The organism is Bifidobacterium sp., from assembly GCF_022640935.1.
In the GTDB taxonomy this organism is placed as follows: domain Bacteria; phylum Actinomycetota; class Actinomycetes; order Actinomycetales; family Bifidobacteriaceae; genus Bifidobacterium.
This window is the reverse complement of record NZ_JALCCV010000001.1, coordinates 73,220-87,038: the sequence shown is the minus strand read 5'-3', so window position 1 is coordinate 87,038 and position 13,819 is coordinate 73,220. Positions and strand designations below refer to the sequence as shown.

Sequence of the window (13,819 nt, the reverse complement as noted above, 5' to 3'; positions counted from 1 at the left end):
CTATGAGCAACACACAGCGTCATATCGTCTTGGCCGGAGGCGGCACTGCAGGGCACGTCAACCCGCTGCTCGCCGTGGCCGATGCCATCAGCGACATCGATCATGAGGCCGTCATCAGCGTGATCGGCACAGCCGTCGGCTTGGAACATGATCTCGTGCCGCAGGCCGGCTATGAGCTCGACGCGATCGCCAAGGTGCCCTTTCCTCGCAGACCCGATCTTGATGCCTTGCGGTTTCCCAGGCGCTGGATGGAGGAGCGCCGGCGCGTGCGCGAGATCCTGACGCGCCGGCAGACGCAGGTCGTCGCCGGATTCGGCGGCTACGCTTCGGCGCCGGTGTATGCCGGGGCACACCACATGGGCATTCCCATTGTGATTCATGAGCAGAACGCGCGCGCCGGCTTGGCCAATGAGCTTGGCTGTCGCTGGGCCGCGTTCATCGGCACGGCCTACGAAAACACCGGCTTGAAGCCGCGCGCCGGCGCCACGATGCAACGCGTCGGGTTGCCGCTGCGCCCGGCGATCGCCGCCCTATGCCAGCGCATCGCGGCGAATCCGGCGGCGGCTCGAGCCGATGCGGCACGGGAACTGGGCATCGATCCGGCTCGTGCGGTAGTCGTGGTCACTGGTGGGTCGCTGGGCGCTGCCAGCCTCAACCATGCCGTGGCGACATCGGCCGGTGGGCTGCTCGGCCACGCGCAGATCATTCACCTGACCGGGCGGAACAAATTCGAGGAGACGTGCCAGCTGGTCGCGGCTTCGGCAGGGGAGCAGACGATCAACGATCTCGATCCGGCGCACGCCGGGCTGGGCGACTATCATCTGGCGCCATACCTCGAACGCATCGACTTGGCTTTCGCCTGCGCCGATCTCGTGATCTGCCGCTCGGGCGCCGGCTCGGTTTCGGAGCTGGCTGCCATCGGCCTGCCGGCCGTCTATGTGCCGCTGCCGATCGGCAACGGTGAGCAGCGTTTCAATGCGCAGCCGGTGGTCGAAGCCGGCGGCGGGCTGATGGTGCCCGACCGCGAATTCACCGCTGAATGGGTAAAATCCCATGTGCCCGATCTGCTGTCTGACCACGTGCGACTGCGCATGATGGGCGAGGCGGCGTGGGGATATGGGATCCGGGATGCGGCTGAGGTCATGGCGCGTCAGATACTTGCCTTGGCGCGGCGAAAGCCTGCTCAGTGAAATCCAATTCAGCGAGAATTCCGTACGTTGGGATCCCGCGCAGACTGCCGTATACAGCCGTTTCAGGCACCCATGTCGGTTGTGTTCTGTGCCGGCTTGGCCCGCTGGGGCGACCTGCAGCCATAATAGGGGGGAGTCGAGCATTTCAACGAGATGTCAGTTCAGCAGGAAGCCATGTGGTACGACCGTGTCATTTCAACGAAACAGCGTCAGAGCAACAACGGCAGGCAAGGAGCGTGTGATGCCAGGGAATATCGGTAACGTCGATGCTATCAGGCTGGATCCGGCCGCCGCAGCCTTCGGGCCCGGGCAGGGGGTGGCCGACCTAGGACACACGCATTTCATCGGGATCGGCGGCGCCGGCATGAGCGTGCTCGCCGAAATGCTCCATGAGCAGGGCGTGACGGTAAGCGGTTCGGACCGCGAGGCCAATGCTAAAACCGAGCGGCTCGAATCATTGGGCATCCCAGTGGCCATCGGGCAGGCGGCCGCGAACGTCGATGGCGCGCATACCGTGGTGTATTCCAGCGCGATCAGGCCGGATAATGTCGAGATCATCGCATCCGCCAGGCAAGGCGCCCATATTGTGCATCGCAGCGATATCCTGGCCTTGCTCATGCATGGCAGGCGCGCGGTGGCCGTCGCCGGAGCGCATGGCAAAACCACGACCAGCTCGTTGCTGGCGCATATTCTCGTCACGGCCGGAGCCGGCGCTTTGGCTGACCCAAGCTATGCGATCGGCGGTTCGATTCAACGTCCCGACGGCAACGTTTCAGACGGCGGTCATGCAGGGTCTGGTGAAGTGCTGGTGGCCGAGGCTGACGAATCCGACGGCAGTTTCCTCAAATACCGGCCCGATATCGCGATCGTCACGCACGCCGAAGCCGACCATCTCGATCATTATCATGACGAGGAGCATTATCAGGCCGCATTCGTCGAGTATGCCGGCTGCGCGCGCGACCGCGTGATCATCAGCATCGATGACGACGGCGCACTGGGCATACTGCAGGAGCTGGATTCGACTGTGGCTGCGCGCGCCATCGCCTACGGCACGCGGAAGATCGCTGGGATGGAGCTCAACGGTGCGGCGTTCGTCGGCATCGAGTCGGAGCACGAGGCTGCAGGCAGCGGCGAGGAACGTTTCGTTCTGCATATTCCGGATGGAGTATTTGGCGGCATCGGCGACATGCACGTGCCGGTCGCATTGCATATTCCCGGGCTGCACAACGCACGCAATGCCACTGCGGCCATCCTTGCGGCGGTCCAGCTAGGCATGGATCCGCAGGTCGCGGCCGGCGCGGCTACCGGCTTCATCGGGGCGGCGCGGCGGTTCCAAGTGCGCGGGTGTGAGAAACAGGTGAGCGTCGTCGACGACTATGCCCATCACCCCACCGAGATCAAGGCATTGCTGGAAGCCGCGCGGCGGCGCTACCCCGAGTCCCATATACATGTGCTTTTCCAGCCGCATCTGTTCTCGCGCACCGCATTCTTCGCCCATGAATTCGCCGAGGCGCTGGCCTTGGCCGATGACGTGATCGTGACCGGCGTCTACCCGGCCCGCGAGCGTCAGGAGGATTTCCCCGGCATCGGCGCGTCAAGCATCGTCGATGCGGCCGCCGGACTGCCGCACGAGCCGCCGACCAAGTGGGTCCGCGCCGTCGAAGATATGCATACTGCGGCGCAGATGGCGGTGATGCGCTCGCACCACGGCGATGTGATCTTCACTGTCGGCGCCGGCGACATCACTGACATGGTGCCGGTGCTGCTGCACGCGCTGCAGGCGCATCGAGATTCCTGCGAGGACTGATGGCCAGGAGGATCGCGAGTTCAGATAGCGGGCGTGGGCGCAGGCATGGCCCCCTGAGAAGCTCGGGTGCAGGCGGCTCCTTGTCGCGACGTCGCGACGTGCGCAAGACTTCGGGCGGTGCGGGTCGATCCGCGCGGCCACGCGATTCGGAGCGCAGAAATGATCGGATGGACAGCGGCGCGGGCAAAACCGCAGCCCGCAGGGTCTCCAGCGCCAGCGATGAATTCGTGGATGCGCGCGAGCTGGAGACCGAAGATCTCGTGGCGAAGACCCTGCGGGAGACCGCTGGTCCGCTCGGCGTCGCGTCGCGTCCTAAAGTCGTCGATTTCAATGCGCGGCTCAGGGAACGGCGCCGCGCCAATGCGCGAGTGCTCGCCGTGCGCGTCGTCATCGTCGTTGCTGGGCTCGTCGTAGTCTTAGGATTGGTCTGGCTGATGTTGTTTTCGAGCGTATTCCGGCTGGACTCCGCGAAAATCGTCGTAACCGGCGCCAACGAATGGGTCAGCGAGCAGCGCGTGCACGATATCGCGGCCAAACAGGCCGGCAAATCCTTGTTCCTGGTCTCCGGCAATGATGTAACCGCGCAGCTCAAGGCCATACCTGGCGTGACTGATGCCACCGCCAGCAAGCAATACCCCCGGGGATTGGCAGTGACGGTGACGGCGCACAAACCTGCCGCCATGCTCAAAACCGCGAATGCGCTGGCCGCAGTCGACGGCCAAGGACGGGTGCTCAATTCGGTCAACGGAGCTTCGGCCAAAGGCATTCCGGTCATCCAAGTGGGCAATGTAAACCAAGGACTTCGCGACCGTGCGGTCAGAGAGGCCCTGAAGGTCCTCAGCGCCCTGCCCGACCAGATGCGCCAGAGCATCACTACAGTCAGCGCCCAGACCCAGGATTCGATCACCACCGAGTTGAATGGCGGCGATCGAATCATTATCTGGGGTGACGCCTCACAGCTGGATTTGAAGAAGGCTGTCGTCGACAAAATCATCAATGACCCCACCAAAATCGGCAACAAGCATCAAATCGACGTCTCCGCCCCGCTGCGCCCGATTATCAAATAAACACGAAGGCCGGGGACGCATTCCCGCCATCCGACGCGTTCGTCACGGTCAGCTACCGAATGAGCAGCAAGCAGTCCGGCAGCACGACGCCTGAGAAAAACGCATCGGATCCGCGTGCCGTAAATCACCCGCGAAACGCCTATGGACGCCACCATCCGGGTTGCGCCGGGCTCAACCAGGGCCTTCACAGCCGCATTGGATTATAACTGGGCCATGTGTGGCACAGTTCAGGTGCTGTAGGAGTCTATCGGCCTTAAATAGGCGGGATACGAGCAACCCGAGGAGTGCATATACAGCACAACCATGAAGAGCCTCGGGAAAATGATGCCATGGCAACAGAAATCTCAAACCGCTCTGGCGTTTTCGCAGAGCGGCCCTGCCGCTTATGGCCGGCATTCAGTCGTCCTGCGCGTCGTCCTCATCATCCGCGGAGGACTCCAGGTCGGCGTGATCGCACTCGCTGTAATGGTCATGTTCCCATTCCCGCGCCGCATCCTCATCATGTTCCTTCAATGCGGCTTTGACGCCTGATTTGACGATGGCCCTATAGAACAGGAACGCCAGGAAGAGCATGGCTGCGGCGAGACCGAATGTCGCCAGTGCGTCGCCAACGCTCTTCTTCTCCTTCTTCGACAGCGGGAGCGGGTTCCTTGCCTGCACCGTCTGCTGTGCGTTCTGCGCGGCGTCGCGCAGCGTGGATTTGAGATTGTCCGTCTGGTCGCTGATTTGGCTGCCGATGGTCTCAAGATCCAAATCGTTAAGCTTGTGCAAAGTCATGTTTCCTCCCGGTGATAACTCGAATAGCGTGCGTTGGACGTCGGCATCCCGATGGCCGCTGGGCCCCGATGCCGAGTCGTCTATCCATCATCCCATAACGCCACGCAGAGTGCCAGCATGTGGATGAATGACCGATAGTCATGTTGACATGCGTACCCCCGGGTTTCCGGGCTTTGCACCCCTGCTCGGGCGCGAAGTGCTGCGCTGGCAGCGTAGTTCGCAGGCCGGGAGGGGCGCATGGGCATGCCTGCCTTCGATTGGCTGAGAGTCCCGTCTTCGCTGAGCGATGATGTTTGTGGAACGCAGGATTGGCAGGGCGATAGGGTAGGGGCATGCCAGAGCTACCAGAGGTCGAAATCGTGCGCCGCGGACTGGCGTCGCATATTATGGGTGCTGTTTGCACAGGCGTTGATGTGATCGACGAACGCATACTGCGGCGGCATGGGGCTCCTGCGGCGCCTCATCCCTCGGGCGCTGACTTCGCGCGCAGCCTCATAGGAGAGCGGATTGGCGCCGTGGTTCGACGCGGGAAGTTCCTGTGGATGCCGCTTGCCGACGGCGTGCTGCCGATGCGACGCATCTCTCAGCCTCAGCAAGCCGTGGCGTTGGTGGCGCACTTGGGCATGAGCGGCCAGTTGCTTCTGCGGGATTGCGTCGCAGCGACGCGAGGGCCGGCGACTTGCGCGACGTCCGACAATTCGTTGCAGGGGCTGGTGTCTCCCATGCCCTCGGTCGATCCGCAACGAAACGCGGCGGTCTGCGCCCAATCCCGCGATTTGCGGCAAGGAAGCACGATAGCCGATGAATTCGGTGACGATAGGTCGTCACGGGTGGCGCTGGCCCTTGCTGGACCGCATGTGCGCGCCCGGCTGCAGCTCGTACGGGCAGACGGGCGGGCTATTGAGCTGTCGTTTGTCGATCAGCGCGTTTTCGGCCGGCTTTCGCTCGAAACGCTTGCTGACGATGGGCGCGGCCGGCTGGTGCCTGGCAGTGTCACCGTCATCGCGCCGGATCCGCTGGAACCGGCGTTCGACGAAGACATAGTCGTCGCCCGTATGCAAGAATCGCGATCGAGCATCAAGGCGCTGCTGCTCGACCAGCGGCTGATCTCCGGCGTGGGGAACATCTACGCCGACGAGTCGTTGTGGCGGGCGCGCATCTACTGGGCGCGGCCCGGCCGTGGCATTGCGACGCGCACATTGCATCGGCTGCTTGCGGCTGTGCGTGAGGTATTCGCCGAATCCCTCGACCAAGGTGGCACGTCGTTCGATTCCCTGTATGTCAACGTCAATGGCGAATCCGGCTACTTCTCGCGCGGTCTCAACGCGTACGGCCGCGCCGGCAGGCCGTGCCCGCGCTGCGGCACGCTGATCAGGCGTGAACGCTTCGGGTCGCGATCGTCGTACTACTGCCCGCGTTGCCAACGATCTCGGTGAGGGGAGCTGGGGGAGTGTGATCGACAGTCAGTGTCAAGCTTGCATGGCCCTTCGGCCACAGCGTTCCCCACAGGCAGCAGCATGGCTGTCCGGGCGCGATAGCACAGCACAGTGAAGCCAATATGCTATATGCTTCGGTATTGCTCGTAGCAGGAGTGCCTGCATAGGTTCACACGCTGCTGAGCGCCTAGCGGATGGGGGGGTATCGGTCAATACCTCCTAGGGGTATATATTGAACATAAATCATACATGCCGAAGGGATAGCAGACGAGGCAGCCACGTCCGGGCATCGAATGATCAAAGGGCTTACGAGCTATTGCTTGCCGCGAAACTACAGCAGTATTCGAACGCTGCCGCATTGCGGCACGACGCACCGAAAAAGGGCCGGGGCCGACGCGGCGAGCGCCTCGAGTGAGGCGCGGCATAGGAGACACAGGTAAGGAGCAATGCACAATGGGCGTGCATATGAACAGGGGGAATGCGCTTCGCATTCGTTGCAGCAGCGCTCGAGGGAGCGCTCTCGCTTGCTGGATCGATTGGGCAGAGCGGGCATGATGGCGGGATCATCCGATGGCTGGCGGCCCGGTGCCCGAAGGTATGGTGAAGGCCAGCGAGCCGAAGTATTCCGTAGGGAGCGACGTGATGCTCACCGTCTCCCACATGCACGGCATGAAAGGCGCGAAGGCTACCATTGCGTCCTTCGCCGACGAGACCGTATACGTCTCGATGACACCGCTGACGGCATGACCATGACCAACCACAAATGGGTTGTCGAAAGCGAAATCAAGCCTGCCAGCTAAGGGACCGTACGAGTGCGACGACCAGATGAACAAGGCGCAAGGAGATAGAAGGCATGAGCACGAGCAATGATCGCAGTGATCGGCACGATGAGACTGATGGCGGGCATGTGATGCATGAACGTCAGTTTGCCCGAGAACTGCATGGGCGGGGCGAAGAAAGCGATCGCACTGCTAGGCATCCCAGCACCAATGCCCACGGGCATGAAGCCGGGCCCCTAGCATGACCATCGCTCCAGCCGCGAAGAGCACGCCGGCCATACCGATCATGCCGGGCATGGAGGGCATGTCGGGGAATTCCGCATGGCTGTTCTGGTTCGCGCTCGGTTCCGCTGCGGTCACGGCGATTAAGCCTGCTGGCGAACGCGGAGCAGACGAGGTGCTTGCCCTTGCCGCGGCGGCTGAGGCAGGCAGCGGGCATCCGCTCGCCTGAGCCATCGTTGAAGCTGCGCAAACGAAGGAGATACGCCTAAGGCTTCGGTCTTCTCGTCTTCTCCGGCAGCGGACGTGAAAGCCACTGTCGACGGCGCCGCAATCGAAGTTGGGGAGGGCCGCACCTGCTGGCGCAGCACTCCGCCGAGGATCGAACCGTCACGGGCCAGTTACCGCAAAATGAAGCAGAATTTGTGGTGGGCCGCAGGCTATAACTTCGTTTCCGTGCCGCTCGCCGCCGGAATCTTGGCGCCAATCGGATTTGTGCCGCCGATGAGCATCGGCGCGGTCCTCACGTCTGCGTCTACAATCGTCGTCGCGCTCAACGCGCAGCTCCTGCGCCGACTCGACCTCGTCCCCGAAGCGAGCATCGAGCGCATCCTCGGACGTGCCTGACCGGCTGTCAGGACAACGGTGGGAGCGCAGCGGCCTTGGCTTCGGGCGGTCGGCCGGCAACCGGCAGGGTTGGCGCGAAATAAAGTGAATGTGGCCTGCTGGTGTTGATGGCTTCATGTTGTATGGTTGAGAGGGCAAATGTGTATTGCACATGGTGAAAGGTATATGGTCATGGGTCTGCAGGATGTTCTTACCGAGGTGATTGCGGATATTCGACGTTCAACCCCAGAATTGGCGGGGGTGATGGTCGCGTCTGAGGACGGTCTGCCCATCGTCCATGATTTTCCGGCAGATGAGGCCGAGCAGGTGGCTGCCATGGCTGCCACGGCATTCGGATTGGGCGGCCGCGTCTCGGAGCGCACCTCGATAGGCCCGCTGGCAGAATGCATCTTCCATGGCCAGCTCGGATATTTGGTGATCTGCCCGGTGGGGGACTCGGCGGTGTTGGCTCTTGAATGCCCTTCGCCGAGCAATCTGGGACTGATGAGAATCGAGGCCCGTCGCGCGGCGGCGAAGATCGCGGAAACGCTGCAATAGGCTGGTTCGCAGTTCACGGGCATGGCCACGAGCCGTCTCCAGTGACGGATGCCGTGCCGGCTCCGGAGACGTTCCGGCATCTCCTTGCGCCGAGACCTATGGATGGGCCGCCTATCGACGGGCAGGACGGCTATGGCTTCAAACTGTGACGTGGAGGTTTTGAGCGCGCCTCTTCACGAGGTCGCATCCAGTTCGCCGAGCTAAGCGCGACGACTCCGGAAGTGTCATGGGACCGAATGTCTCGGAACCATTCGATCATTTGCCGCTCTTTCGGGGTCAGGCCTTTCGGCGTGCTGACGTTCAGCACCACTCTCAGATCGCCGCGGACGCCGGTTTTGTAATGAGGAAAGCCGCGATCCGGGAATACGATGATGTCTCCGCTTTGAGCGCCTGATTTGATGACTACGTTGATGTCGCCATCAAAGGAGGCGAGGGGAATGGAATAGCCGAGTATGGCGTCCGACATGCTGACATTCAGCGCGCAGATCAAATCATCGCCCTCGCGCGTGAAGAACCTGTCAGGCTTGATTTTCACTGTAACATCAAGGTCTCCGGCTTCGCCGCCCCGAATACCGGCATTGCCGTCCGCCGGGAAATGAAGCTTTTTGCCGGCTGATATGCCTGCAGGGATCTGCAAAGACATGCTGCGCGTCGCCGGATGACGCCCCTCTCCCTCGCATGCTTTGCACCGAGTCAGGCCAAAGCCGCCGGACCCCCCGCACATCGGGCAGCGCGCGGTGCCGAATACGACCCCGGTGCCTAGGCACATCTCGCAGATGCTTGCGGAAAGCCGCTCTGATATATACCCTTTCCCTCTGCACGAATCGCAAACTTCCGTAGTTGCGATAGTGATGTCCCGCTCGGCGCCGACGAAGGTGTCCTGCAGGGAAAGCAGGAGCGTAATCTGAATATCCTCACCGCGTCTGGACACGCTGAATGTGCCATATTCGGGATGTGTGTCGGTGCGCTGCGACGATGAGGACGTCGATGACTTTCCATCGTCATCTGCCAATGCGATGACGGCATCATAGGCTTCGGTAATGTGCTTGAAACGCTCGCTGGCAGCTGGATCGGGATTGACGTCGGGATGAAGCGCCCTGGCCAGCTTCACGAACGCCCGCCGGATCTCAGTCTTCGATGCGGAAGAAGATACGCCTAGCATCTCATAGTAATCAACTGGCATGTTGCCCCATCCCCTTCCAAGTCCCTGTCGCTATCATAATCGATTTGGGCCGAATCATCGACAGGGCTCTTCCTTTGCAATGTGTCGCACATGTGGTCGCATATTCGCCATGCCGCAGGATGAGTTGTCCACTTCTGAATCGACCCAATCGATTGGAAACGAGAAAATTCCCCCATAGAATTTATGAATGTGCAATAGCGATATGGTTCGCGGCCCTCACGATAGGCTGAGTGCGGAGAAGAACTGGTCGAGCCCTGATCGGTATTCTGACCAAAACACGGCAGCAACCGGGGACAAGAAGAACAAGAAGACTGCGATATTCCCGACTACAGCGAACCAAAACTCGGTCTGGAATGATTGCTTCCTGCTCTTATGATGCAGCATCTGCTGTGCGAGCATAGCGCCAGGCCATCCGCAGAATAGCGAAAAAAACTGCAACGTCTGCTCGCGTATCCTCCACTCGCCCCTTGCAGCCGCAGTTTTATCAAGCCAATAGAGCCAGAACGTCCAAGCGCTGGCAGCGACATACAGCGCAATAATCCAGACCGGCAACACCCACTTGGTCGCTATCCCCAGCGCCGCGGCCACGAACAGGATGAAAGTGCCCACCTGCCAGACCAGCAGCCTAGTGTTGAGCCAACTGTGGTGCGCAGCCGCAGCGTCGTGGCCATTGTTGTGAACGGTCGGTTCCTCCAAGGCCGGGCGTCGATACGAATCGGCCAGCGAGTTCACCGCATGCACATTGAACGCACGAGAGTGCTGGTCATCTATGTGTTGCAAATGAAACTCGTAGAGCTGGCCCACGATAGGCTCTTGATGCGCCGGTGCATCAAGGAAAGCCGTGATATGCACGAAGATATCGCGACCGCCATTATCATCTCTGAAGAACCCGAAACCGCGGTCTACGTTCCAGTTCGCCAGTCTGCCTTTCATGGTACCGAGTATAAGGTGTGCAGGAGACGGGTGCATTGGCATGGCGCAGCGAGTCCCTGCCGGCATTCGAATTACGCGCAGCAATTCGATATCGCGTAGGACAATGGCTCCTCATCGGATTGCATACCATGCCGACGCCGGTCCAAGGGCCATTCACCATTACGCTTCGACCTCGAAATGCAAAAACTCGCCCCCGCCTTGCGGCGAGGGCGAGCCCGGAACTCAAGTTCATTCGTTGCCAGTTTGAACGACGAACATCTGGTGGAGATGCCGGGAATTGAACCCGGGTCCGATGACCGTACCCTCAGTCTTCTACGTGCGTAGTCTGCAGGCCGTATGGCAATTTTTCTGCTCCCATCATGTCGCAGACGACTGATGGCGGGCATAGCTGCAGAAAAAGTCCCTGAAACGCCCTGCGGCACAGCATTTCAAGCAAGTCCTCTTATAACGCCCAGCATCCTCCCGAAGACGTGAGGGAGTGGACGGAGCCGCTGGCCCGCTGGTTAATCCTGACTAGAAATCAGGCAGCGAGAGCGAACTCAGTGCGATTAGATTTAGCACTTGATTGTTTGCAGGGATCATCCACGAGTGGACCCTGCGTTCTCGGCACGCTTCCCTGCGACGAACAGGTCACCGTCGAAACCGATCATCCCCATATTGAATTGTCAAACCCGGTTTTACCCGGACAATTCAATATATACCCGCCGCCGGTGATATGCAACAGCAGGTATGACTATGCTGTGGGAGTATGAAAGTCATCCTGCAACGAGTCAGCCAGGCTAGCGTCGATATCGAAGACGTCGATGGCGACGGTATCCAAGCCGGCAATGACGATGCCGAAGACCGGCACGTACAGCTCTACCACGCCGCCATCGGCGCGGGATACGTGCTCCTGGTGGGTGTCGCCGACAGCGACGGCGGGCGTGAGGCGGCGTGGCTCGCGCATAAGATATCGCATCTGCGCGTGTTCGAAGACGAACAGGGCAAAATGAACCGGTCCATCCACGACGTGAACGGGCAGGTGCTCTCGATTTCGCAGTTCACGCTTTTCGCCGACGTCAGGCATGGCAACCGACCGAGCTTTACGACGGCAGGGAAACCTGGGCATGCCGAGCGGGTCTGGCTGGAGCTCAACGAGGCTTTGCGCGCTGAAGCGCTGATCGTGCAGGAGGGCCGGTTCGGCGCCCATATGCAGGTCAGCCTGGTCAACGACGGCCCGGTGACCATTGTCTTCGACACCAAGGAGATCGGGGTGTGAAACAATCCATACCAGGGTCCAGCGGCGTTGGCAATGGCATGAGCCGGATGCGGAAATGCCATGGAGCGAAGACAACGGAAAGGCATGGAATGACAGGCGTGGATGACGACGGCATTCGGTTGAAGCGGGGGCAAGTATCGCAAGTGGGTGCGATGGAGGAGGACGGCGGCGATGATGGTGCCGACGCTGGGAACGGCATTGGGCTGAGCTTTGCCGATACGGGGGAGTTGAACGCCGCGCAGATGGTCGAGATCATGCGCGAGCGCGTTCGTGTCTTCGTGGTGGAGCAGGAATGCGCGTATCAAGAGGCTGATGATAAGGATCTCGAGGCGCGGCATGTCATGCTGCGGCAAGGCGATCGGCTTGTGGCCTACGCGCGCATCGTCCCGCATGACGATGGCGTGCATATGAGCCTTGGCCGGGTGCTGGTGGCCAAAGAATTCCGTGGCCGCGGTCTCGCTCGCCGACTCGTGGGCGCTGGACTCGACGAGATCAGGCGCCTGCATCCCGGTCAGGGCATCAAAATCGCCGCGCAACGCCGGCTGAAAGGCTTCTACGGCTCCTTCGGGTTCGTCTCCGTTTCCGGCGTCTACTTGGAAGACGGCATTGCTCATATCGATATGCTGAACCGTTAAGCAGACAGCCCGGTGGGCTGTCTGTAGGCGAGGTGAGCGGCCGCGAAGGCCGCGAGGGAACGATGTTGTAGGCATCGTTACCGTTAAGCAGACAGCCCGGTGGGCTGTCTGTAGGCGAGGTGAGCGGCCGCGAAGGCCGCGAGGGAACGATGTTGTAGGCATCGTTACCGTTAGGCAGACAGTCTTACGTACTTCGCAGACGTGCGAATCGTATAGAGCAATACCAGTAGAGTGGCGGTTATCGTATGAAAGCCGCCTTGGCGGCGCCGATGGCGCCGATCGGCCGGCCGGCCGGCGCTGCGATAATGCGCCGGTCGATGGCGGCGCTGGTGAGGAAGGCACTGCCCGAGGCCAGCTCGCGCAGCATGGCGGTGATGCGGTCGAAGAAAGGCTGGCCGGCGCGGGTTAACCCTCCGCCGATGATGATCGTCGCCGGATCGACGCAGAGCGCGGTGATCTGCACGGCACGGCATACGCCGGCAACGACCATATCCAGCATCTCGTTCGCCTTGGCGTCGCCGGTCTGCGCCTTGGCCATGAGGTCGGGCATGGCTGCACCGTGCTTGACGGGCCAGAGCCGTTCGACTGCCGAGCCCGAAGCGACGGTTTCCAGGCAGCCGCGTTGGCCGCATGGGCAGGCGAAGCGATGGGGTTCTACGGCGATATGGCCGATTTCACCGCAGATGCCGGTGGCGCCATGGTCGATGCGTCCGCTACGGATGATTCCGGCCGCCAGGCCGGTTCCGAGATTGATGAAAGCATCCGCGACATTTGGCCGTGTCGACACGCCCAACACGGCCATGGCGCCAAGAGCTGCAGCGTTCACGTCGTTCTCGACATGGACGGGCGCATGCAGCAACGCTGCGGCTTCATCGGCCACGGCAAATTCACTGATGCCGAGGTTGACCGCGCTGTGGATGACGCCCGAATCGCTATCCACCTGCCCGGGGATGCCGATGCCGATGGATTGGGCTGTGGCCCCGGGGCGAGCGGCGATCAGCTGCTGGCAGAGCATGGTGATGTCATGCAGCACTGCCGCGTTGCCTCGGTGCGTCGGCGTGCGCTGCGAGGCCAGCACGTTCCCGTGCAAATCGACCATCACCGCCTCGATCTTGGTGCCGCCGACATCGACGCCGATGGCGATTGGTTCACAATAATGCTGCGTTGGTGTCGGAGGCACTGCTGCACCCTGTGCCGTTGCGACCTGTGCTGTCATACTGTGTGATGATACGCCTTACGGTAGTAGGAAACTCGCCGTAAGTTCTAAAACGATTTAGTAATGTAACCGGCTCGTAACGTTATTGCGACATACCGTGAAATAACGCGTATATGATGCAGAACATCGTGAAAACGATAGCGTAAGGGGTAATG

14 protein-coding genes and 1 other RNA gene are annotated in these 13,819 nt (G+C 61.1%); 10 read left to right on the top strand and 5 right to left on the bottom strand.

Going from position 1 to position 13,819, the window contains the following annotated elements:
* The first annotated feature begins 2 nt into the window (after positions 1–2).
* From LKG04_RS00345 to LKG04_RS00335, 3 genes are all read left to right on the top strand, one after another.
* Positions 3–1,190, top strand: a complete 1,188-nt coding sequence (locus LKG04_RS00345) for a UDP-N-acetylglucosamine--N-acetylmuramyl-(pentapeptide) pyrophosphoryl-undecaprenol N-acetylglucosamine transferase (RefSeq protein ID WP_291760623.1) — start codon at positions 3–5, stop codon at positions 1,188–1,190.
* A gap of 241 nt (positions 1,191–1,431) precedes the next feature.
* Positions 1,432–2,997: a UDP-N-acetylmuramate--L-alanine ligase gene (gene murC / locus LKG04_RS00340; RefSeq protein WP_291760620.1), complete on the top strand. Its 1,566-nt coding sequence runs from the start codon at positions 1,432–1,434 to the stop codon at positions 2,995–2,997.
* Positions 2,997–4,064, top strand: coding sequence for a cell division protein FtsQ/DivIB (locus LKG04_RS00335; protein WP_434734885.1), 1,068 nt, complete (start codon positions 2,997–2,999; stop codon positions 4,062–4,064). The genes murC and LKG04_RS00335 overlap by 1 nt, the downstream gene beginning before the upstream one ends.
* Positions 4,065–4,460: 396 nt before the next feature.
* On the opposite strand, the gene LKG04_RS00330 is transcribed toward LKG04_RS00335, so the two are convergent.
* Positions 4,461–4,841 (bottom strand): hypothetical protein, encoded by a 381-nt coding sequence (locus tag LKG04_RS00330; protein ID WP_291760613.1) that lies wholly within the window; start codon positions 4,839–4,841, stop codon positions 4,461–4,463.
* A 332-nt stretch (positions 4,842–5,173) separates the two neighbouring features.
* Here LKG04_RS00330 and mutM point away from each other — a divergent pair, with 332 nt between their 5' ends.
* From mutM to LKG04_RS00305, 5 genes are all read left to right on the top strand, one after another.
* On the top strand, positions 5,174–6,277 hold the full coding sequence (gene mutM / locus LKG04_RS00325) for a bifunctional DNA-formamidopyrimidine glycosylase/DNA-(apurinic or apyrimidinic site) lyase (RefSeq protein ID WP_291760610.1): 1,104 nt from the start codon (positions 5,174–5,176) through the stop codon (positions 6,275–6,277).
* 570 nt (positions 6,278–6,847) lie between these two features.
* Complete coding sequence (locus tag LKG04_RS00320; protein WP_291760608.1) at positions 6,848–7,024, top strand: DUF1541 domain-containing protein; 177 nt, start codon at positions 6,848–6,850, stop codon at positions 7,022–7,024.
* Positions 7,025–7,297: 273 nt separating this feature from the next.
* Complete coding sequence (locus tag LKG04_RS00315) at positions 7,298–7,507, top strand: hypothetical protein (RefSeq protein WP_291760605.1); 210 nt, start codon at positions 7,298–7,300, stop codon at positions 7,505–7,507.
* A 74-nt stretch (positions 7,508–7,581) separates the two neighbouring features.
* The gene (locus tag LKG04_RS00310) at positions 7,582–7,902 is read left to right on the top strand and encodes a hypothetical protein (RefSeq protein ID WP_434734845.1); all 321 of its coding nucleotides are present in this window, start codon (positions 7,582–7,584) and stop codon (positions 7,900–7,902) included.
* 171 nt (positions 7,903–8,073) lie between these two features.
* Positions 8,074–8,439: a roadblock/LC7 domain-containing protein gene (locus tag LKG04_RS00305; RefSeq protein WP_291760603.1), complete on the top strand. Its 366-nt coding sequence runs from the start codon at positions 8,074–8,076 to the stop codon at positions 8,437–8,439.
* Positions 8,440–8,569: 130 nt separating this feature from the next.
* Here LKG04_RS00305 and LKG04_RS00300 read toward each other — a convergent pair whose 3' ends face one another.
* The 3 genes from LKG04_RS00300 to ssrA all read right to left on the bottom strand — a co-directional run bounded on the left by LKG04_RS00300 (position 8,570) and on the right by ssrA (position 11,209).
* On the bottom strand, positions 8,570–9,601 hold the full coding sequence (locus LKG04_RS00300) for a DnaJ C-terminal domain-containing protein (protein ID WP_291760856.1): 1,032 nt from the start codon (positions 9,599–9,601) through the stop codon (positions 8,570–8,572).
* A gap of 237 nt (positions 9,602–9,838) precedes the next feature.
* Positions 9,839–10,555: a cold shock and DUF1294 domain-containing protein gene (locus LKG04_RS00295; protein WP_291760600.1), complete on the bottom strand. Its 717-nt coding sequence runs from the start codon at positions 10,553–10,555 to the stop codon at positions 9,839–9,841.
* Positions 10,556–10,814: 259 nt separating this feature from the next.
* Positions 10,815–11,209, bottom strand: a transfer-messenger RNA (tmRNA) gene (ssrA, locus tag LKG04_RS00290).
* Between the two features lie 94 nt (positions 11,210–11,303).
* Here ssrA and dtd point away from each other — a divergent pair.
* Positions 11,304–11,813: a D-aminoacyl-tRNA deacylase gene (gene dtd / locus LKG04_RS00285; RefSeq protein WP_291760598.1), complete on the top strand. Its 510-nt coding sequence runs from the start codon at positions 11,304–11,306 to the stop codon at positions 11,811–11,813.
* Positions 11,814–11,902: 89 nt separating this feature from the next.
* Positions 11,903–12,448, top strand: a complete 546-nt coding sequence (locus LKG04_RS00280) for a GNAT family N-acetyltransferase (protein ID WP_291760596.1) — start codon at positions 11,903–11,905, stop codon at positions 12,446–12,448.
* 238 nt (positions 12,449–12,686) lie between these two features.
* Here the strand turns inward: LKG04_RS00280 and LKG04_RS00275 are convergent, their stop codons facing one another.
* A complete protein-coding gene (locus LKG04_RS00275) occupies positions 12,687–13,628 on the bottom strand; it encodes an ROK family protein (protein WP_291763135.1) in 942 nt (313 codons plus the stop codon).
* Positions 13,629–13,819: the final 191 nt, after the last annotated feature.